Consider the following 21,097-nt stretch of genomic DNA (forward strand, 5'->3'; position numbering starts at 1 on the left):
CCAAACTTTCGTAAGAAACTTCAGAGCGAGTTCGTCGGTCGCCAGCAGCGCCGCCGCCCTCGTTGGTGAGCGGTTTATAGTCCCACACCCCAAAAGAAGTCAACACAGACTGGGAAAGAAAATGAGGTTTTTCGTAAGTGGCTGTTATTGCTACTGTATTTCTAAAACAACCCGAATGAACGGCAAACCCGGGTAAATAGTTGGGATTTTGGCAGGCCAGCCCCCTCGTAATGGCCGTGACGGAGAAGAGGGGTGCGACACCGTTATTTTCGCGCAGTGAACTGCCGCGACTCCACATCGAGAAACCGCTTGTGGCCGAGATGTCCAGCCCCGTCCTGGATATCGGCAGTGATGGCCGCCTTGAGGGCGGTTACGTCCCTGGCAACAATCGCTTCCAAAGCCTGAGCATGCCGGTCGATGCGGTAGCTCTCATCCAGGTTTTCCGTCGCCTCGCGCATGAAAGGGCCAAGTCGCAACCAGACGGATTCGATCAGCGGCAGAAGAACGGCCGACGAGCGGACCTCATAGAGACACCGGTGGAATGTGAAATTGGCTTCAATGCCTTGCTCGATATTGCCTGCGTTGTAGGCGACCTCGATCTCATCATCGAGTTGCTGCAGGCGCGCAAGCCGCAGGGAATCGATGGAGGGCAGGGCGCGCTCGGCCGCGATGGTCTCAAGTGCGATGCGCGCTGCAATGATCTCGTCGAATTTTTCCGGGTCGATATCGGGTACCCGGACACGACGATTGTCGAGATGCTCAAGCGCACCGTCGGCGACAAGCCTGTGAAGCGCTTCGCGCACCGGCATCGCACTGACCTGCAGCATTTCCGCGAGACCCTGAATGGTAACCGGCAGCCCCGGAGGAAAGCGGCCGGTCATGATGGCCCGACGCAGACAACGATAGGCCCATTGTTTCATCGATTCCATTGGCAGCTTGCTTAGCGAAGCCAGTCCGACCGCATCCATCCGTTTCAAGAGCCCTGATCCTCCTCTGGGTGAGGATATCAATATGGACAATCCGAGGCCGGGTCGAGGCACGATTTCTCATTCCTTCGCCACTGCCATTCATCATGGCTGGGCCTCCGATGCGATTGGCCATCCCCGCGCCCTCAGGCGGATACCCCCGCAAATGTGATCATGATGCTGGATCGCAATGATCAAACGTAAAGAGAGAGACTGAACAGATAAGTGACGATCTTGATGATCAGCACGTCATTGGAGGCGCCCGAGCAGTCTTCTGTTGAGGGCCCCGGAGCCTCGACCGCCACTGACATCGCAACAGACCGCTTTGATCGGTTGCCTTCAGCAATCCGACCGGCCGCACATATTTGGTGGCAATGATGGATGAAGATTAAGCTGCCGGCTTTGTAAACGGCAATCCGGGCATCGAGCCGCTGGAGCATTCGTGACCGGCATCAACGATTTGCCGCGCGGCAAGTGTATCCACCGCGTCGGCCATCGTCTTCAACAGATCTTCGCCATTCCTCTCCCGGCAGCCGTTTAAATCGGGATTGATGCTCGCCGCGACCTGCGGTGTACGACCAACTGGTTCAACGGGTCGCTCGAACGGCATCGATAAGTTTTCGGCAGGCAGCCGGAAGGTCGGACTTTTCGCGCAACAAGGCCCCGCCGATCAGGTACATGACGGTATCCCCATAGGCATCGCGCATTTCCGGTACGCGCTCGAAGGTCATGCCACCGCCTGGCGCAGGCAGGATGGGTTTCAGACCGCCGAGATCACTGGTGCAGCCATCGACGATCGCCAGGCATTCATCGCGGGAAAAGCTGAACCGTCCACCAAAATTCGGATAGATGACCGCATCGACTCCCATCAACCGCTGCAGGATGCCGTAGAAGAAGCGATGGGAGAAACCGGTTGTCGGGGTGATGACATTGGTGCCACCGAAAGTCGGATGCGAAACGATCGGCAGGTCGAAATCCGGGTTCGCGGCCAAGGCACGCGACACGTCGAAACCGACAATCGACGGCGCCAGCATGACGCCGCCAGCCCCCATCTCCTTGGCCATAAAGGCACGTTCGAATATCTGATCGGACGGGCCGGTGATATTCGGCACATAGGTCGTGGCAAAACCGGTCTTCCCATTGGCATCGCCGATGGCGTCGATGCAGGCTTTCAGGCGATCGGCGAATGGCGAAGTCTTCTGGTTGGCCAGTCCATGGTCGTCCTTGACGTAATCCATTCCGCCCAAGGCGAATTGATGGGCGAGCCCCGCAAGTTCAGTGGTGGGAAGTCCGACAGGCTTGATGGCCGACATCAGGATCGGCCCCTGCTTGACGCCGGTTCGCGCACGCATTCCCGGTATTCCGAACCGCGGCCCCGACAATAGCGTGGTGATCGCCGGCGACAGCGTCATCGTCTCGACCCGGGTCTGTGTCCGGATCGAGGAATTGCCGAAGACGATGTTCAACAGTTGCGGAAAATCGTCGCCGATATCGTCGTCGCTATAGGAAATTTCCGTTAGAAAGCCGCCGCGCGTATCGGGGCAGGGGTGGACATTCTCGATCCGCCCGAGGATTTCGTCCTCAATGTAGCCGGTTGGCACGATATCGCGGGGAATTTCCACCGTCTGCTCGACGGCGATCTCCAGAGCCCGGGCGCGGGCCTCGGTTTCGCTGGCAACGCCAATCCAGTAGGTCACCAAAAAACGGGCCATTACAGTGCCTCCGCTTTCTGGGCAGAATGCACAGTGTCGATCCGCACGGCTTCGAGTTCCGCGTCGTCGATATCGAGATCTTTGCCGAGAAGCTGGCCGATGGCAGAGACCAGCGCGCTGGCGTCGAGCCCGTATTTCTTCATCAGGTATGGCTTGGAGGCGCCATGCGCAAACGTATCCTGCAGGCCGAGACGCCGCAGTTTGACGCCGAGCCCTTCCTCCGCCAGAATTTCCGCCACCAGCGACCCGAGGCCGCCATTGATGGTGTGGTTCTCCAGCGTGATGACGCCTTTCTTGCCGCGCGCAGCCTTGATCAGGCCGTCGCGATCAAACGGTTTCAGCGTCGAAACGTGCAGGTGGTGGATACCAATGCCGCGGCTCTTGAGGGGCTCGGCGGCACGCAGCGCCTCTTCCGTGCAAACGCCTGATGTGACGACGAGCACGTCATCGCCTTCGCTCAAGGTCCGCAGCTTGTTGAATTCGAACGGGGTCGAGAACAGTCTTGGTACTTCGCCGCGCAGAACGCGGACGTAGACTGGGCCGTCGATGCTGTCCGCCACTTCCAGCACAGTTTCGACTTCGGTGGCGTCGCCGCACTCGAGGATCGTCATGTTCGGGATGGCACGCATCACCGAGATATCCTCGATTGCCTGATGTGTGATGCCGCCCGGCGTGGTGATGCCCGGCAGGAAGCCCATCAACCGCACCTTGCGGTTGGAATAGGCAATAGAGTTGATCAGCTGGTCGTAGGGCCGGCGATAGAGGAACACCGAGAAGGTGTGCAGGAACGGCCGAAAGCCCTGCATGGCGAGACCGCCAGCAAAGGACAACATGTTCTGCTCGGCCATGCCGAGCGATAGGAACTGGTCGGGATGCCGGTCGCGGAAACCATCGACTTCGCAGGACGAGGTCAGGTCGGCCGAAAGGCAGAGGACTTCCGGGCGAGCCGAGGCAAATGCCTCAAAGGCCTTGGCATAGGGACGATTGACGATGTCTACCATGATCAGGCTCTCGCAATTTCGGCTTCATCGACACCGAGTTCGGCGGCGATGGCGGTCTGCATTTCGCGGCGCTCGTCGGCCGACTTGAAGCGGACATAGTGCAGGCGCGGAAAACGCTTCTTCAGGAATTCCATGCCCTGATAAGGCGAGGTGTTGGCAAGGATGATCAGCGGCTTGCCGGGCTCGGCACTGTCAGCAGCTTCGCGCATGGCATCGAGATCATGACCGTTTATCGATCGGCAGGTAACGCCGAACGAGGCAACACGAGCGGCAAGGTCGCCGAGATCCAACACCGACGACATGGCGCCGTCACATTGCTGGCGATTGACGTCGACGATGACGCGGATGTTGTCGATGCCGTGATAAGCCATCGCAGCCAGGCACTCCCAGGTCTGTCCTTCCTGGAATTCGCCGTCCGACATGTAGACCCAGACCTTGCCGGGTTCACCCTTGCGCTTGCGCGCCCAGGCGATGCCCGATGCCATCGAAAGGCCCTGCGCCAGCGAGCCGGTGGTCACTTCCATCCCCGGGCTGTGTTCGGCGCCGATCATCTCGACAGAGCCGCCATCAACGTTGAAATGATCAAGCGCATGCTCGTCCATGCGGCCGACCTGGATCAATGCCGAGTAGATCACCAGTGCGTAATGCGCCGGGGAAATGATCAGCCGGTCGAACTCAGCGGTGAACGGGCCATGATAGCCTGCACCGGTGAAGGCGTCCGAATTGGTGGCGGATGGCACACCGCCGAACGGCAGCGGCACCTTTGGCAAGGTCGGGTCACCGAGCGTCAGAGCTTCGTTATAGAGGAAGGCAAGGCTTTCAGCCGCCGAGCAGGCCTGGCTCAGATAGCCGCCATTGTTGCGCATTGTATGCAGGAAAACGCGCTTGCGAATGCCGGCGGCGACGTCTTCGGTGGTTTGATGGTTGGACAGGCTCATGGTTCAGCTCCGTTCCGGAAACAGGGCTTTCAGCCCCTGCTGCGAGGCTTCGGCAATGCCACGCTCGGTGATCAGGCCGGTGATCAGCCGGGCCGGGGTAACGTCGAAGGCCGGATTGGCAGCCGGGCTACCCTCGGGCGAGATGCGCACCGTGGCAATCGAGCCGTCGGCAGCGCGGCCCTGCACGAAGGTAACTTCGTCGCTGTTGCGCTCCTCGATCGGAATTTCCTTCACGCCGTCATGCACCGTCCAGTCGATGGTCGGAGAGGGCAGGGCGACATAGAACGGGACGCCATTGTCCTTGGCAGCAAGCGCTTTCAGATAGGTACCGATCTTGTTGCAGACATCACCGTCAGCTGTGGTGCGGTCAGTGCCGACGATCACCATGTCGATCTGACCATGCTGCATAAGATGGCCGCCGGCGTTGTCGACGATCAAGGTGTGCGGCACGCCGTGGCCGTTGAGTTCCCAGGCGGTCAACTGTGCACCCTGGTTACGCGGCCGTGTCTCGTCCACGTAAACATGGACCGGTATTCCAGCTTCGGTCGCCATGTAGATCGGCGCGGTGGCGGTCCCATAATCGACAGTTGCCAGCCAACCGGCATTGCAATGGGTTAGAATATTGACCGGCTCGCCCGGTTTCTTTCGGGCAGCGATCTCGCGGATAACCTTCAATCCGTTGGCGCCAATGCTGCGGTTGAGCTGTACATCTTCCTCGGCGATCTCCGCCGCACGGCGATAAGCCGCGGCAGCGCGCTCGGAAACCGGCACCTTGCGCAGGCCATTGCGCATCTCGTCCAGTGCCCAGCGAAGGTTGATCGCGGTCGGGCGGGTTTCGTGCAAAACATCCCAGACGGTATCGAGTGCCGCATCACTAGCATCGCCTTGCATAGCAATGGCGACGCCATAGGCGGCCGTGACCCCGATCAGCGGCGCACCGCGCACCCACATGTCGCGGATCGCGACTGCGATGTCATCGACAGTCTTCAGCGTAACGACCCGGAATTCATGCGGCAGCCAGCGCTGGTCGATGATATCGACGGACTGGCCATCCTCGTTGAGCCAGATGGTATGGTAATGGCGATCTCCGACGTTCAAATGACTGACTCCTTCTCGAGGCGTTCCGCAAGCGCATTGATCTCGGCAATGCTGTGGATGCGGCGCCGATTGACGGCAAGATGGCGCCCAAGCTTGAGCGCCTTGGTTTCGCAGCGTGCCCGGACGTCCGGGTCTTCGATGGTTTCAAAATCCGCATTGTGGGCGAGGCCGAGGATGCGGCGATGCATCTCGATGCCGGCAAAGCCGAGCATATCCGTCCACAATGTCTGCAGCACTTCGCCCAGCGCCTGCTCGGATCCAAGATGATCGCCCTGGTCCTCGAACAATGTGCGTTGATAGAGAATGCCCGTGCGTTCGGTACGCCACAGAAGCGAGAACTCGGCGCGAAATGTTTCCCAGGTCTCGACGAGAACGCCGAGCAGGTAGGCACGCATGTCCTCGCGGCTACCATTCTGCTCATGGCCGGACTGCGAGAAATAGCTCATCCAGAAATTCGACAGCAGCATGCCGACATCAATCGCCATCGGACCGTAGAAGGCAAATTCCGGATCGATAACGCGTGTTTGGGTATCGGTGACCATGACCGAGCCGGTGTGCAGGTCGCCGTGCAGCAGCGTTTCTGCATTGGCCGTGAACAAGTGCTTCAACCGCTGCGCTTCGACCTTCAGATCACGGTCGGCACGCAATCCGGCGACGATACCATCAAGCTGCGGCGTGGTGAAATGATTGAGCTTGGCGTCGAAATATGGGTCGGAGAAAACCAGATTTTCGGTGATATCGCACAGCTCGACATTATCAGCGAAGAGCGCCAGGTCTTCCTTGCGCTTGCGGGTTTCCATGGAGAGATCGGAGCCGCGAAATAGCGTACGGGCGAGAAACAGGCCGAGATCACGGGCGATCTTGGGCAATTGCCGTCCCTCGATCAACGCCCGGCGCAGGATCACGTGCGGCGTCAGGAATTCCATGACGATAATCGCCTGTTCGCGATCGAAGAACAGAACCTCAGGCACCATGCCGGGATCGCGCTCAGCCTCGCGTTTCAGTGCATGATATTCGAAATAGGAGCGCTTCAGCGGCAAAGGCCAACTCTCGCCAACAAGGCGCACATACGGCAATGCCTGCTTGACGATGGCGCTGCCGGTCAGCCCCTCGACGATGAAAACAAGGTTGAGGTTGCCGTCGCCGACCTCGCGCACTTTCCAGTGTGCACTATCCGCGCCGATCCTGCCTGAAAGAGCCGCATTGCTGCCCAGCCGCGGCGGCAGGGTTTCGGGCGTGAGCGCTTCGAAAGTGTTGGTACTCATGATTCCTCCTCTCGGTCCGGAGCGGCGTGCCGGGCAGAAAACACCCGTCACACTCCTCATTCCGCTCCCAGCGCGATGCGTCTCCACTTGCTGTCACGCCGTCCTTTCTCTTTTGGTAAGCCACCATTCTGTCAAATGTCAATGGGCTTGACATTTGATTAGATGACGTCTTAGCATGATAGTCAGGGAGGAGCAGATGATACAGGAACACGTTTTCCGTATTGAGGGTCTGCGCAAATCATTTGGTCCGATCCAGGTGCTGGGTGGGGTTGATCTGACTTTGCGCGCCGGAGCCGTCACAGTGTTGATGGGCGCAAACGGGGCAGGAAAATCGACGCTGGTGCGGGTCGTCAGCGGCGTTTATGGCCGTGACGCGGGCGCCATCACGCTCGCCGGACAACCTTATGCGCCAGCCACGCCAGCCGAAGCCATCCGCGCCGGTGTCGTCACTGTGCACCAGAACATCAATGACGGTGTCGTCGCCGACCTCGATGTTGCGACCAATCTCACGCTCGACCGTTTGAACGGCCGTGGTGCCCATCTCATTTTCAATCCCCGCCGTGTCCGCCGCGAGGCCAAGGCCGTCGCCGACCGCATGGGGCTTGCCATTGATCTCAATGCCACGGTCGCCGATCTCTCGCTGGCTGACCGGCAGATGGTATCGATCGCCCGCGCCATGGCGCATGAGCCCAAGGTGCTCATTCTCGATGAGCCGACCTCGTCACTGTCGAGCGCGGAGGCCGACCGGTTGTTCGAACTTGTCGACCGGCTGCGCGCCCGCGGTGTCGCCATTCTTTATATCTCTCATCGCATGTCGGATATCCGGCGCCTTGCCGACACCATCGTTTCGCTGCGCGATGGCCGCATTGCCGGGCTTTTCGAAAGCCCGAACCTCGATTACGAGGGCGCGGTGAATGCCATGCTCGGACAGAAGATCAGCCTGAGCAACATCGTCGTCCGCGACGGCACGGCCCCGGTTTTCAAGGCGGAAAAACTCACCATTGCACGTGGGGCCAGACCGTTTTCGATTACGCTCGGCGATGGTGAAATCGTCGCCGTCACCGGTCTCGTCGGCGTCGGCAAGACAGCGCTGGCGGAAACCCTGTTTGGCGCCCGTTTGCCGGTTTCCGGATCGATGATGCTGGACGGCAAGACCTATGCGCCAAGAACGACCCGCGCGGCGATCGACCAGGGCGTATTTCTAGTGGCCAAGGATCGCGGTGACAGTGGCATTGTTCCAGATTTCAATATCTACGAAAATGTCAGCCTGCCATTCCTGAAACGGATTTCGAATTTCGGCATTTCCAATCGCCGGGCAGAGCGGGCACAGGCGCGCCAGCAGATTTCAGCCTTGGGCATCGTCTGCCGCACCGAGCGCGACGAGATGAACACGCTATCGGGCGGCAACCAGCAGAAGGTCATGGTCGGCCGCTGGCTGAGCCAGGCCTCGCGCCTGCTCATCCTCGATGAACCGTTCCAGGGCGTCGATATTTCCGCGCGCCGGGATATAGCAGCGAAATTGCGGGCCTCCGCCTCCGGCCGCGCCACCATCGTCTTTCTCACCGAACTGGACGAAGCCTTCGAGATCGCCGACCGCATTCTGGTGATGTCGGAGCACACGCTGGTCGGCGAACATCGTAACGCCGACATCAATGTCGACAGACTTCTGGCCGAAATTGCCGGCCAACATGAAATGGTACTCTGACATGAGCATTGAACAGACAACTGTCACTCCATCAGCGCGCAAGGCTGCACCGATAGCGGCGTCGCTGACGCCGCGCGAGATCGCCATCAAGTATGGCTTCATCACGCTGCTCTTCGGAATGATCATCTATTTCTGCATCATGACCAGTGGCTTTGCCTCGCCGCAGAGTGCCGTCTTCATTTTCCAGTCCGTGTCGATCACCGGCATTCTGGCGCTCGGCGTTACCGCAACATTGGTGGTCGGCGGTTTCGACCTGTCGATCGGATCCGTCGCCACCACCGCAATGATGGCATCGTCCTACGTGATGGTGGTTATGGGCGGCGATGCGTTGACGACGACGCTTGTCTGCCTTGCCATTGGCGTAATCGTCGGCCTGATCAACGGCTTCCTGATCGTCTACATGCGCGTGCCGGACCTGTTGGCGACGCTCGGCATGATGTTCTTGCTCGTCGGGCTGCAGCGCATTCCAACCGAAGGCCGCTCGATCGCAACAGGCATGAGCATGCCGGATGGTTCGACCGCCACCGGCACTTTCAGTCCCGCCTTCCTGGCGCTCGGCCGCCACCGCTTCGACTTCGTGCTGCCCAATCTGGTCCCGGTTTCGGTGGTCGTACTGATCGTGCTCGCCATCCTCATCTGGTTCTTCCTCGAATACACCCGCTTCGGCCGGATGATGTATGCGGTCGGCTCCAACGAGCGCGCGGCCGGGCTCGCGGGCGCACCTGTCAATGCCTACAAGATCTGGGCCTATATCATTTCGGGCGTCTTCGCCTCGATCGGCGGTATCTTGCTCGCGGCCCGTCTTGGGCGCGGCGATATCGCATCGGGCAACAACCTGCTGCTGGATTCCGTTGCCGCTGCCCTCATCGGTTTTGCTGTCCTCGGCGCTGCCAAGCCAAACGCGTTCGGCACCGCTATCGGCGCGCTGTTCGTCGGTGTGCTGCTGCAGGGGCTGACGATGATGAATGCGCCCTACTACACCCAGGATTTCGTCAAGGGCTTCGTGCTCGTCATCGCCCTGGTGTTCACCTTTGCGCTCTCGAGGAGGGGCAAACGCTAGCGAGCGCGAAGCTCCGTGCGGGACTGCAAATCAAACAACAAGTCTATTGTGGAGGAGACCCTTATGACTTTTACGCGGAGAACTTTTTCAAAGCTCACGCTTGGCATGCTGGCTGCAACGACGCTGGGAGGCGTGTCGTTTGCCGCCGATATGCCAGCGCCATTCGACAAACCGGGTGACGTCAAAATCGCGCTGGTACGCTACCTGTCGACCGGCGACTTCTTCCAGTCCTATCTGTCGGGTGTGGAATCGCAGGCCAAGGCGCTCGGCGTCGATCTGCGCGTACTCGACAGCCGCCAGGACGCCGCCCTGCAGGCCGACATGGTCGACCAGGCGATCGCGCTGGGCGTTCAGGGCATCATCATCCAGCACGGCCTGACCGAATCCATGAAGGAAGCGGCCCAGCGCGCAGTTGACGCCGGTATCAAGGTCGTCGCCTTCGACGTCAATGTCGAGAACGACAAGGTCCCGCAGGTCGAACAGTCCGACCGTGACCTTGCCCGCCTGGCGCTGGAACAGGCCATCAAGGACAATGGCGAAAGCTGGAAGGCCGGCTATGTCTACGTCGCCGGCATTGCGCCACTCGACCGCCGCGACGAGACCTGGAAGGAATTCAAGAAGAAGTATTCGGGCATCAATGAAGCCGCGATGTTCGGCACCATGGACAACCCGATTGCCAACTCGGTCGCAAACCAAGCCCGTTCGGTCATCACGGCCAATCCGGACATCACCGTGATGTTTGCGCCTTACGACGAATTCGCCAAGGGCGTGAAGATCGCCGTCGACGAAGCCGGCATGTCCTCGAGCGTGAAGATCTACTCTGCCGACATCTCGACCTCGGATATCGCCGCGATGCGCGAGCCGGACAGCGCCTGGGCCGCAACTGCCGCCACCAACCCGGCCGTCGTCGGCCAGGTCTCGGTTCGCACGCTGGCCATGATGCTCGCCGGTGAAGATCCGGGCCGTAGCGTCATCGTCCCACCGACACTGATCACCCAGAAAGATCTCAACGACAACGACATCAAGAACATGGAAGAGCTCGGCGCCAAGCTGCCGCAGTTCGCCCACGCCGATGTCGCCATGCCAGCATGGATGCCCAATCCCAACGCCAAGTAAGTTACTCCTGGCGAAACTTGGGGCGGCTTTCGAGCCGCCCTTTTTTTGTTGTAACGTCACTTTTCGGCTTCAAACCAAAAAACAAAAGCCGCTCGCAGCAAGTGGCTGCAAACGGCCTTCCAGATTTTTTGCTGCGTATTTTGAGTGCTTATCGCATCGCCGCAGCAATATTCCCGCCATCGACGGTTGTCACATCGGCGGTGGTGCGTTCGGCCAGCGCGTGATGCACGAAGGCCTGGGCTACATCGTCTGCAGTGACCTCAAGACCAAGCAAATTGCCGCCCATATAGTCCTTGACCGACAGGCCGCGGGCGGCCGAGCGGTTAGCGATCATCTCGTCATTGAGTAGGCCGGAGCGGATCCGATCGGCGTTGACGGCGTTGGAGCGGATGCCATCCTTGCCATGTTCCAGCGCGTATTGCCGTGACAGGAACAGCGCCGCCGCCTTGGGCAGGCCGTAAGCGCCAAAGTTAGCACCGGGATTGACCGCCTGCTTGCTGGCGTTGAACAGGAGAACACCGCCGGTCGCCTGCTCCTTCATGATCCGCACGGCATTTTGCGCCACGCTCTGGTGCGAGAAGAAGTTGAGCTCGAAGCTCTTGCGCAGCAACGCATCGTCCATGGTGGCAATCGGGCTTTCCCAGGCAGCACCGGCATTCGAGACGACGATGTCGACACCGCCATAGGTCGTGACGGCCTTGTCGAAGGCCATGCGGACGGACGCTGCGTCGGTGACATCGCAGGCGAGGCCGATGGACTGGTTGCCAATCGCTTTTGCCACCTCTGCCGCCCTGGCGCCGTCGAGATCAAGCACGACCACATGCGCGCCTTCGCGGGCAAAAGCCTTGGCGACAGCAGCACCGATTGCGCCCGCGCCGCCGGTGACGACAGCGATCTGACCGGTGAACGGTTTGGCCTTGGCACCGGCGAGCTTCGCCTGTTCCAACGACCAGTATTCGAGATCGAACAAGTCAGGCTTGCTGACCGGCTGAAAACGGCCGATGGATTCGGCATCGCGTGCAGCCTCGATCCACATCTCGCCGACATCAGCGGCGATCTTCGCATCCTTCAGCGTACGGCCATAGCCGAACATGCCGAGCCCCGGCACCAGCATCAGGCGCGGCATCGGATCGAGCATGACGCGCTTGACGTCGTCCCTGCCGTCATTTTCCTCGAAATAGGCCGTGTAATTCTTGGCGAAGGCTGCAACACGCTCGGCAATCACCGCCTTGTAGCCGCTGAGATCGGCCGCATCCGGTGCCGGCAGCACCATCGGTCCGGTCTTGATGCGGATCGACAGGTCCGGGGTCGAGACGCCGCGCGACGCCATATCTTCGACCTGCGCAGCGTTGACGAAATCGAGGATCGCCGGTGAGGTGCGGAACTCGCCGACCATACGGTCATATCTGCCTTCGCCCTTGGAGACGGCAACCGCGCCGCGCAGCATGGCGGCGATATCGTTGGGCTTGGCAAGGTTTGCGGGCAGGGGGGTCGGTGTGAAGGGGTCCTTGCCGTTGTGCGCAACATAGTCCTCTGCCAGCGTCACATAATGGATCATCCGGTCATAGGCTTCCTTCGCCGTTGCGCCGAAGGTGAAGATGCCGTGCTTGTCGAGAATAAGCCCATCCACCGTCGGGTCGCGGTCAAAGACCTCTGCGGCCAGCTTGGCGAGGTCGAAGCCGGGCATCACATAGGGAACCAGCCCCATCTTCGGTCCGAAAACCTTGGCGCTGACGGCCATGCTGTCCTCAAGGTCCGCAATGGCCAGCACGCCGGTCGAATGAGTGTGATCGACGAACTTGTGCGGGATGAAGGCATGCAGCAGCGCCTCGACGGAAGGGTTCGGCGAGGCCGGATCGATGAGGTTGGCGCGCTGCAGCGTCACCATATCCTCGTCGGAAAGCTTGGTCAGCTTGCGGGCCTTCAGGAGTGGCGCGATCTTGACGGAAGGCAAGCCCGCGGGCTCGATGATGCCCATATCCCAACCGCTGCCCTTGACGCAGAGCACGTCCCATTCATCGCCGACGAGGTCGCTGACCGTGGTCTTGACGGAGGTGTTGCCGCCCCCATGCAAGACCAGCCTCGGATCGCCGCCGAGCAGCCGCGTCGTATAGGTACGCAACGCCAGATCGCGGTTGATGCCCTTTGTGGCATAGGTGGCGACCATCGCTTCGGCGTCAGTATCGCTCCAGAGATTCTTCATTGTTTACTTCTCCCTCGGACAGGTTTTCAAGCCCGGTCCTCGCCGGGCGGATCAGGATATGATTGGGATCGTCTATGCTGTGGTGCGGCTCCGGGCCTCGGTGCCCCAGCGCTCCAGAAGCCGCTTGGCCATGGAGGTGGTCACCACCAGATGCGAGGCAAAGCCGCCTCTGATCGCAGCCACAAGCGGTTCGAACTTGCTGTCTTCCTGCACCACCATCATGCGCTTGCCGATCGCGCGAATGGATTCGAGATCGGCGGAAATGCAGCGGCGGTTATGGGCGCAGTCCAACCACTGGCCATCACGGTCGATGATCTGGCCGGCAATAACGCCAGCGGCGCCCGTCTCCCCTAGCGCGTGCATTTCCTCCGCCGTCAGGGCACCGCATTTCACCAGATGGCTGTCATCCTCGATGCCGCCAACCGAATAGAGCGCTAGCTGGCAATCGGAAATCGTCGCCATCTGCTCGCGGATCACCGGTTCGGCACGCAGTGCATCAGCCAGCTGTTCAGAACTCAGAACCAGAGGTGCATAGACATTGATGCCCTCCGCATTGAGACGCCGGGCGATTTCAGTCGTACACTGATCAGGTCTGTAGGAGTACGGCGCACCAAGATTTCCGCAGAGCTGGACGACGGTGACATCCTGCAGATCGGCATAGGGCATGACATCGGCCAGATGGTAGACCGTGCGTCCCCAGGCAACGCCGACACGATCACCCTTGTTGATCAACTCCAGGAACACGGCGGCAGCAACAACCGGCATTTCCGCAGTCGGATCCATGGCCTGCCGGTCTTCCGGCACAATCCACACCGAGGTCAGGCCGAGCGCATCCTCCAACTGGCGCGCCAAGATATCGTCCGCAAACAGCTGTGTCGATGTCGCGATGTTGACGATGCCAGTTTCGCGCGCGCGCCGCAGATAGGTTGCGACAGACGCGCGGGAAATATTGAGTCGCTGCGCCACTTCATCCTGTCGAAGACCGTGAGTATAGTAGAGCCACGCCGCCTTGTGCAGGATCTGATCAGTGGACCGGATGGGCATCACGTCTCCTTCAATTGCCGAGTTAGACAATAGTCATCACCGTTGACAAAAGTCAAATCCGCCCTTTGGAAGGACATCTCTCGCACCACCAATATCAGGTGAGGCAATGCATGCGCACTGAAGGGAGGCGCCCAGAGTACGCAGGCCGAACAGCAGCAGAAGGAAAACCACCTCTCATGTGCCGCCAAGTCAGCGTGGTAACGGCGCTGTTTTACGGCATAGACAGTCGGCTCGGCGACGCCTTTTCACGGTGTGAAAGGAAATGATCACAATCTCGGGGAAGAGGTTCAGGCCCTGCAGACAATACCGACAATGCCTATCGCAGCGATACCAAAGAAGTTCGCGCTTCGGCGTCAGGCGTTATGCCGGAAAATCAGCTTCCAGCATAACGGATCACACCATTCAAGCAGCCAGGTATTTCTTCAGGAAGGACCGGGTGCGTTCCTGTGTCGGTGCGCGGAAGATCTCGCTTGGTGGCCCTTCCTCGACCACGACGCCGCCGTCCATGAACAGGACGCGGTCAGCGACTTCGCCGGCAAAGCGCATCTCGTGTGTGACGATCAGCATGGTCATGTGCTCGGCGGCAAGCTGCTTCATCACCGCGTTGACCTCATCCACCAGTTCCGGGTCGAGTGCCGACGTCGCTTCGTCGAACAGCATCACCTTCGGCTGCATGGCGAGCGCCCGGGCGATGGCCACGCGCTGTTTCTGCCCTCCGGAAAGCCGTGACGGATAAGCATCCACCTTCTCCGCCAGCCCGACCTTCGACAACAGTTCGATCGCAAGTTCGCGGGCGGCCTTCTTAGCCATGCCCTTGAGAATGACCGGACCCATGGTGATGTTCTCAAGCACGGTCAGATGAGGGAACAAATTGAAGTGCTGGAACACCATGCCCATCTGCTGCCGCACCACATTGATGTGGCGCTCGAAAGCCGAGCCGCGCAGGGGTTGATTGACTTGCACGCCATCAAGCCAGATCTCGCCGCCGTTCAGCGTTTCGAGATGGTTGATGGAGCGCAGAAGGGTGCTTTTGCCCGAACCGCTCGGGCCGATAATGGCGACGATCTGTCCGCGCGTGACGGAGAGGTCGATCCCCTTGAGGACTTCGAGCGCACCATACGCTTTGCGGGCGCTCTTTACCTCGACCATGGGCCGCTGGACGGTCATCGGGATACCTCCACTTGTTTTTCGACCTGCCGCAAACCGGTTTCAAGGACGAGATTGAGTATGTAGTACAGTGCTGCCACCGTGATGTAGAATTCGAATGGCCGGAACGTTTCGCTAATGGCCAACTGTGCGGAATGCACAAGTTCGGCAATACCGATGATCGAGACCAGCGATGATTCCTTCAACAGCACGATCAGGTTATTGCCGATCGAGGGCAGCGTGTTGCGCACCGCCTGCGGAATGACGATATAGCGCAACGTCTGGAACCGGCCGAAACCGATGCTGCGTGCACCTTCCGTCTGCCCGACATCGACAGAGACGATACCTGCACGCATGACATCGGCGTTATAGACGGCGAAGTGAAGTCCAAGGCCAATGATGCCGGCGGCGAGCGCCGGGATATTGATGCCGATCTGGGCGAGGCCGAAATAGATCAGGAACAGCTGCAAAAGCAGCGGTGTTCCCATGAACAGCCACATGAAGAAGCGGATCGGATAGGCAATCACCTTCGGTGCATAAAGCACGGCTACGGCAAAGAAAATGCCGAAGAAGAAGCTGATGACTGCTCCGGTGACGGTCAGAACTACTGTCCACCATACCCCCATGAGGAGGATGTCGGTGTAGGGCGTAACAACGCTGAAATCGAGACCTTGCATGCTACCCTCCCTCAGTTGATTGCGTAGCGCCGGTCGAGGACATCGACCGCCCGCGCCACGACGTAAACGATGATCATATAGAGCAAGGCGGCAATGCCGAAGATTTCGAACGGCTTGTAAGTGGAGCCGATGAAGCGTTGCGCCGTATAGGTGAGTTCGACGACCGAGATCGTCGAAACCAGCGCCGATCCCTTGATCAGACCGATGGCATTGACGCCGAGCGGGCGGATCATCAGGCGCGCGGCCTGCGGCAGGATCACAAGACGCAACGTCTGCAGCCGGCTAAAGCCGATGGTGCGCGCAGCCTCCACTTGACCCCGATCAACGCCCAGAATGCCGCCGCGAATGGATTCGGCCATATAGGCACCGATGTTCAAGCCGAGACCGATAACACCCGCAGCAAAAGGATCGAGATTGATACCGATTTGCGGACCGCCGAAATAAAGGACGAACAGCTGGATCAGGCAGGGCGTGCCGCGAAACACGCTAACATAGAGACTTCCGAATGCCCTCAGGGCAAACGCGCCCGACATCTTCGCCGAAGCGATAACGGCTGCCACCCCAAGGCCAAGCAATAACGATAGCACCGATATCTGCACGGTGACCCAAGCGGCTTCCACGAAAAACGGGAAGACGCGCAGCATCAGCGGGAAATCCATGGGAAAAACTCCGGAAGAGGCCTGCGAACGGCATTTGGCCGGCTTCTCCTAGCCGGCCAAATGCTCCTGATTATCGATCAATCAGCGGATGTCGCTGCCGACCCATTCCATGGCGATTTTTTCGTAAGAACCATCCGCCATCATCTCGTCGAGAGCCTTCTGCATCGCAGCCTTCAGCTCAGGATTGTTCTTGCGGATGGCGATGCCGATGGCGACGCTGCCGCCTTCGATGTCAGGCGTTTCGAGGCGGCGGACCTTTTCGCCGGTTTCCTTGACGGCGACCATGACCGGGATGTTGTCGACGACAATGGCATCGACGCGGCCAGCCTTCAGCTCAAGTAGCAGCTCAGGCAGACCCTTGTAGGTGCGCACGTCCCAGCCGCCCTGTTCGCGGGCCCATTTCTCATGTGTTTCGCCAAGCGTGACGCCGAGCGTCTTGCCCTTCAGGTCGTCCAGTTTCTGGACTGCCGAAGCTTCATTGACGAAAACCGCCCGGCCGGCGTGATAATATGGACCGACGAAATCGACGACTTTCTCGCGCTCCGGCGTAATGGTCATCGAACCGACGACCGTGTCGAACTTGTTGGCGAGCAGGCCGGCAATGATGCCATCCCAGGCCGTGGTGACGAGCGTCCCCTTGACGCCGACGCGCTCGGCGATCGCCGTTCCGATCGAGGCATCGAAGCCAACAACTTCGTTCTTTTCGTTGACAAAGTTGAACGGCGGATACTGGCCAGACATGGCAATACGGATTTCACCGGAGGACTTGATCGCCTCGAGATCGTCGGCGCTGGCCGAGAAAGCGGTAAAGCTGGCAGCAAGGGCCAGGGTAGCGGCCATGAGGCCTGAAATAAGTGTCTTCATGTTGCTGTTTTCCTCTGGATGAAAGCGCATTCTCTGTCGCTTGGGTACGCGTGTACGCGCCTTCCGGATTTGATGATTGCCTTTGTGCTATTATTGCGCAAATAGATAATGTAAATAGAAGGCATAGATTTCAGGAATGATACCATCACGATCCGAAAGGCTGGTCTGGGAACTGGACTGGAATCTTCTGCGCACTTTCGTGGTTATCGCCGAGGTCAAGAGCATCACCCGTGCCGCCGAGCAGCTCAACCTCAAGCAACCGAGTGTCAGCAATGCGCTTCGGCGTTTGGAAGATCGGGTTGGACGGCGTTTGGTCGAGCGTGACGCCACCCGTTTCGAATTGACCGATGTCGGCCAGCTTCTCTATGAGCAGAGTATCGAGGTCTTCGGCACGATTTCACAGCTTCCGCAGTTGGTGCGCGGCGTCGGCGACGACGTTACCGGCCATGTCACGATCGCGGTCGCCAGCCATGTCATCTCGCCGATCTTCGACAGGGCCCTGACCGCGTTTCATCGCAGTCACCCACGCGCTACGCTGACCATCACAGTCGCAACCAGCGGTGACGTCACCCGGCAAGTCCGCGAAAAGCGGGCATCCCTCGGACTATGCCTCGTCAGTAACCGCGATGCCGCCCTCGACTACATGATGGTGTACCGGGAATTCTTTGGCTTTTTCTGCGGGCCGGATCACCGCTTCTTCGGACAACAGGGCTTGAAGCTCGCCGACCTCAAGGGCGAACCGTCCGTTTCGTTCCACACGGACAATGTTGCGGATGTCCTCCGGCCCGTGGCACTTCTGCGCAGCGAGGCAAAGCTCGCCACCAATGTGGTTGGTGTGTCATCAAGTCTCGAAGAGGTTCGGCGGATGATCGTGGCGGGGCTCGGTATCGGGCCGTTGCCACTCCATGTCGCACGGCGCGACGTCGCGGACGGGGTGCTATGGCGGCTGCCACCCTACGAGACACCACCCGCAATTGATGTCTTCCTGCTGATAAACCCGGAAAAGATCATCAACCGCGCCGAAAAGGCGCTCATCACCGGCATCCAGACCGCCATCGCCGAAACGCCGCTCGAGGAGCGCATCTACGGCGCTTAATCCACGCCGTCATCGTTCACTGCTGTTTCGGCCTGAAGCGCCTCGGCGCGCGTCCGCATGGCAGGGTCGATAGCAACGGCGACGCGCCCGACAAGATCGAACCGGACGCTGACCGTTCTGTTGACTGCATGGACGACACCGTCGAGCGAGCCGGACATGACCTGTTCGAATGTCACCGAGCTGCGGCCGACCTTGACCACGCGAGAGCGGATCGTCAGCAGCGCGCCAGCCTTGGTTTCGTGCTTGTATTCGACTTCGGAACGAACATCGGCCCAGCCGCGGCTTGTATCGGCGAGAGCTTCGGTTCCGGCGATATGACCAAGAAGCTGGAAGCTCGCATCGTCGAACATCGCGGCATAGTGACGGACGTTCATATGCCCCATGACATCGCACATCCACGGATGGGCAACGCCGACATAGGTGACAAGCGATCGATCCGGCATATTTTCCTCCGCGCGTCTCACCGAACGACAAGTTCCCTGCCGTTGGTGCGGCGGAGGCTTAGCGTAAGCGTTGGGGTCCCGCAACACGGGCTCGCACGAACATGGCCGCTGCGCGTGTCCGTTCGGACAGCAGCCCAGCGGCCGGTCTTGTGAGATCGGATCAGCGAGGCATCGACCTAAGAAACCGCCTTTTCACATTTTGGCAAAGTTGGTAATCCCGTAAGTGAGGCCGGCGCCGGTTTGAATTGACAACGTCCCACCACTGGCGCCAACCCAGGCAGCATCGATGTTCAGCGTCGGGGAGCTGATGCGCACCGTATTGGCGGTTGGCCAAGCAAACACAGTGGCGGAATACGGAAGGGAAAAGCTGCCATTAGGGTAGCTAGAGACAACCTTGCAAGGCTTGTCGAGAATATCTGGCCCATGCGGGATGTTGGCGTTCAGCGTGATGTTGCAATAGGTTGCCATATTGAAACTTCCATTGGTTTATGCCGCTTAAAAGCGAACCTGGTAAATTCTGCGGTTTGAAAGTGTTTCGTTACGGACCATCAACAGCCAGGCCGCGACACATGGGGCAAGGAGGCACGTTTGCGCATCGCCATGGCCTGCTTAAGCCGAATGCCGCGATCTCTGTCGATTTGGGACTGGTCCATTGATCTACCTCTAGAATCAATCAGAAGTAGATAGGAATAAAATTCCTATGTGTAGGAAATATTTCCTTTTGCGTTAAATTCCCCGAAGCTTCACAGCGGCAGTATGCGGCATGGAACTCAAATCTGTTTTCGGCAATGCGGGAACATGATCACACCCCGCCCCTTGAACGCCAGAGAAGCAGAGACGAGATGATCGTGGCGGGAGGTGACCACCGCCAGTCCGCAGGAGAGTGAACCGCCGAAACATGGCGGGCATCGGCGTCAGTGAACGCGGATGGGGCAAGGCCAAGGCTTTCAGCGAGCACAATGGCGGCAGCGCCCCGGAAATAGCGACAGTTATTTGACCGAATCGTTTGAGCGCAAAAGGCGATGACCATAACAGGGCAGGCGGTGACCTTGCACGACGGTGCTATCGGCCGACCACTGACTTCGCCCAGCACCGAGCGTCACGGCAGGGGGAACCCGAGTCTTCCAAATCAAATCATTGAAAAACAAGACGAGGCGCGCCCGGATGCCGGACACGCCTTGGACTAGAAAGCCCAATCTCGTCAGAAACCGCTGATATTAGCGGGTCATTGGCTTCTTCTTCGGCGCAGGCAGAAGGCCTTCGCGCTGAAGCTGCTTGCGCGCGTTCTTCCGCTGACGGCTGATTGCCTCAGCCTTCTGGCGCGCCTTTTTGACGGACGGCTTCTCGTATGCTTCCCGCATACGCATTTCACGGAAGACACCTTCGCGCTGAAGCTTCTTCTTCAACACTCGGAGAGCCTGATCGACGTTGTTATCGCGAACCAATACTTGCATGTGAATCTTTCAAAGTCTGATGTTCACTAAAGAGATGGCAGGGGCAGTAGAGCAATTTACGAACCAAATCCAGAGCGTAGGGCAAAATTTCTCACATAATTCGCATAGACTTTTGCGCATGCCCTCAAACTTTAGCAGGAACGCCCTTCATCAATCTGACAATTTTCGGCCGGAAACGTTGAAGAACAGGCCAAAACACCCCACAGCCAAGGCCACTATTGGCCGCTCTTACCCTCCGGCCTCGTTGTCGCTGAACTCAGCATCAGCCATGGGTAATGGCAATCGCCCGTCCAATCGTTGCGATCCACACGACAAGGGCAAAGATCGCGACGCTTCGTTCCGGGTGTTCAGCGAGATTGAGAAAATGCATTTTACGCTCCGACACAGTTGATGGAACCTAATTATGCTCAACCTGCCGGGCCGGCGGTTACCGCGGGAACAGACATTTTCTCCACCACATCGTGCAAGGGGATACACTCGGGAGTGTTTTCACCAAGGGTGATCGGGCCCAGTGAGATCGTCCAAATTGTGGGCGCTACTCACAACAGTTGGCAACTGCGGCACTTGACCAATATCATGTAACTGAATAACATTACAGTCGTAACGAGGATATTGAAAGATCGGTATCCGGCGTTGTTTGGTCGGTGGAAT

The 21,097-nt window shown here is 59.1% G+C and carries 20 protein-coding genes; 4 read left to right on the forward strand and 16 right to left on the reverse strand.

Going from position 1 to position 21,097, the window contains the following annotated elements:
* Positions 1-263: 263 nt before the first annotated feature.
* From R6X40_RS24660 to mtnK, 7 genes are all read right to left on the reverse strand, one after another.
* Positions 264-968, reverse strand: coding sequence for a GntR family transcriptional regulator (locus R6X40_RS24660; protein ID WP_318417328.1), 705 nt, complete (start codon positions 966-968; stop codon positions 264-266).
* Positions 969-1,353: 385 nt separating this feature from the next.
* Complete coding sequence (locus R6X40_RS24665; protein ID WP_318417005.1) at positions 1,354-1,575, reverse strand: hypothetical protein; 222 nt, start codon at positions 1,573-1,575, stop codon at positions 1,354-1,356.
* The gene (locus R6X40_RS24670; protein WP_318417007.1) at positions 1,553-2,677 is read right to left on the reverse strand and encodes a RuBisCO large subunit C-terminal-like domain-containing protein; all 1,125 of its coding nucleotides are present in this window, start codon (positions 2,675-2,677) and stop codon (positions 1,553-1,555) included. Before R6X40_RS24670 ends, R6X40_RS24665 begins: the two co-directional genes overlap by 23 nt.
* Positions 2,677-3,678, reverse strand: a complete 1,002-nt coding sequence (locus R6X40_RS24675; RefSeq protein WP_318417009.1) for a transketolase family protein — start codon at positions 3,676-3,678, stop codon at positions 2,677-2,679. Before R6X40_RS24675 ends, R6X40_RS24670 begins: the two co-directional genes overlap by 1 nt.
* 2 nt (positions 3,679-3,680) lie before the next feature.
* Complete coding sequence (locus tag R6X40_RS24680) at positions 3,681-4,616, reverse strand: transketolase (protein WP_318417011.1); 936 nt, start codon at positions 4,614-4,616, stop codon at positions 3,681-3,683.
* A gap of 3 nt (positions 4,617-4,619) precedes the next feature.
* Positions 4,620-5,714 carry an S-methyl-5-thioribose-1-phosphate isomerase gene (mtnA, locus tag R6X40_RS24685; protein ID WP_318417013.1) on the reverse strand — a complete coding sequence of 365 codons (1,095 nt, stop codon included), beginning with the start codon at positions 5,712-5,714 and terminating at the stop codon, positions 4,620-4,622.
* Positions 5,711-6,979 (reverse strand): S-methyl-5-thioribose kinase, encoded by a 1,269-nt coding sequence (gene mtnK, locus R6X40_RS24690; protein WP_318417015.1) that lies wholly within the window; start codon positions 6,977-6,979, stop codon positions 5,711-5,713. The genes mtnA and mtnK overlap by 4 nt, the downstream gene beginning before the upstream one ends.
* A gap of 196 nt (positions 6,980-7,175) precedes the next feature.
* Here mtnK and R6X40_RS24695 point away from each other — a divergent pair, with 196 nt between their 5' ends.
* The 3 genes from R6X40_RS24695 (at position 7,176) to R6X40_RS24705 (ending at position 10,860) form a co-directional block, all read left to right on the forward strand.
* Positions 7,176-8,684 carry a sugar ABC transporter ATP-binding protein gene (locus R6X40_RS24695; protein ID WP_318417017.1) on the forward strand — a complete coding sequence of 503 codons (1,509 nt, stop codon included), beginning with the start codon at positions 7,176-7,178 and terminating at the stop codon, positions 8,682-8,684.
* A 118-nt stretch (positions 8,685-8,802) separates the two neighbouring features.
* Positions 8,803-9,744, forward strand: a complete 942-nt coding sequence (locus R6X40_RS24700; RefSeq protein ID WP_412178459.1) for an ABC transporter permease — start codon at positions 8,803-8,805, stop codon at positions 9,742-9,744.
* A 63-nt stretch (positions 9,745-9,807) separates the two neighbouring features.
* Positions 9,808-10,860 carry a substrate-binding domain-containing protein gene (locus R6X40_RS24705; RefSeq protein ID WP_318417021.1) on the forward strand — a complete coding sequence of 351 codons (1,053 nt, stop codon included), beginning with the start codon at positions 9,808-9,810 and terminating at the stop codon, positions 10,858-10,860.
* Positions 10,861-11,008: 148 nt separating this feature from the next.
* On the opposite strand, the gene R6X40_RS24710 is transcribed toward R6X40_RS24705, so the two are convergent.
* The 6 genes from R6X40_RS24710 to R6X40_RS24735 all read right to left on the reverse strand — a co-directional run bounded on the left by R6X40_RS24710 (position 11,009) and on the right by R6X40_RS24735 (position 17,453).
* Complete coding sequence (locus R6X40_RS24710) at positions 11,009-13,063, reverse strand: bifunctional aldolase/short-chain dehydrogenase (protein ID WP_318417022.1); 2,055 nt, start codon at positions 13,061-13,063, stop codon at positions 11,009-11,011.
* Between the two features lie 72 nt (positions 13,064-13,135).
* Positions 13,136-14,107 (reverse strand): sugar-binding transcriptional regulator, encoded by a 972-nt coding sequence (locus R6X40_RS24715; protein WP_318417023.1) that lies wholly within the window; start codon positions 14,105-14,107, stop codon positions 13,136-13,138.
* A 402-nt stretch (positions 14,108-14,509) separates the two neighbouring features.
* Positions 14,510-15,274 (reverse strand): amino acid ABC transporter ATP-binding protein, encoded by a 765-nt coding sequence (locus tag R6X40_RS24720; RefSeq protein ID WP_318417024.1) that lies wholly within the window; start codon positions 15,272-15,274, stop codon positions 14,510-14,512.
* Positions 15,271-15,930 carry an amino acid ABC transporter permease gene (locus R6X40_RS24725; protein WP_318417025.1) on the reverse strand — a complete coding sequence of 220 codons (660 nt, stop codon included), beginning with the start codon at positions 15,928-15,930 and terminating at the stop codon, positions 15,271-15,273. Before R6X40_RS24725 ends, R6X40_RS24720 begins: the two co-directional genes overlap by 4 nt.
* An 11-nt stretch (positions 15,931-15,941) precedes the next feature.
* The gene (locus tag R6X40_RS24730) at positions 15,942-16,589 is read right to left on the reverse strand and encodes an amino acid ABC transporter permease (protein WP_318417027.1); all 648 of its coding nucleotides are present in this window, start codon (positions 16,587-16,589) and stop codon (positions 15,942-15,944) included.
* 81 nt (positions 16,590-16,670) lie between these two features.
* Positions 16,671-17,453: an ABC transporter substrate-binding protein gene (locus tag R6X40_RS24735; RefSeq protein ID WP_318417028.1), complete on the reverse strand. Its 783-nt coding sequence runs from the start codon at positions 17,451-17,453 to the stop codon at positions 16,671-16,673.
* Between the two features lie 136 nt (positions 17,454-17,589).
* Here R6X40_RS24735 and R6X40_RS24740 point away from each other — a divergent pair, with 136 nt between their 5' ends.
* Positions 17,590-18,549, forward strand: coding sequence for a LysR family transcriptional regulator (locus R6X40_RS24740; protein WP_318417030.1), 960 nt, complete (start codon positions 17,590-17,592; stop codon positions 18,547-18,549).
* Here R6X40_RS24740 and R6X40_RS24745 read toward each other — a convergent pair.
* The 3 genes from R6X40_RS24745 to rpsU all read right to left on the reverse strand — a co-directional run bounded on the left by R6X40_RS24745 (position 18,546) and on the right by rpsU (position 20,446).
* Entirely contained in the window at positions 18,546-18,992 is a 447-nt protein-coding gene (locus R6X40_RS24745; RefSeq protein WP_318417032.1) for an acyl-CoA thioesterase, read from the reverse strand. The genes R6X40_RS24740 and R6X40_RS24745 overlap by 4 nt on opposite strands.
* A gap of 192 nt (positions 18,993-19,184) precedes the next feature.
* Entirely contained in the window at positions 19,185-19,460 is a 276-nt protein-coding gene (locus tag R6X40_RS24750; RefSeq protein WP_318417033.1) for a hypothetical protein, read from the reverse strand.
* A gap of 749 nt (positions 19,461-20,209) precedes the next feature.
* Positions 20,210-20,446, reverse strand: a complete 237-nt coding sequence (gene rpsU, locus R6X40_RS24755; RefSeq protein WP_318417035.1) for a 30S ribosomal protein S21 — start codon at positions 20,444-20,446, stop codon at positions 20,210-20,212.
* Positions 20,447-21,097 lie beyond the last annotated feature (651 nt).

This window comes from Rhizobium sp. PL01 (genome assembly GCF_033447125.1).
Classification (GTDB): domain Bacteria; phylum Pseudomonadota; class Alphaproteobacteria; order Rhizobiales; family Rhizobiaceae; genus Pararhizobium.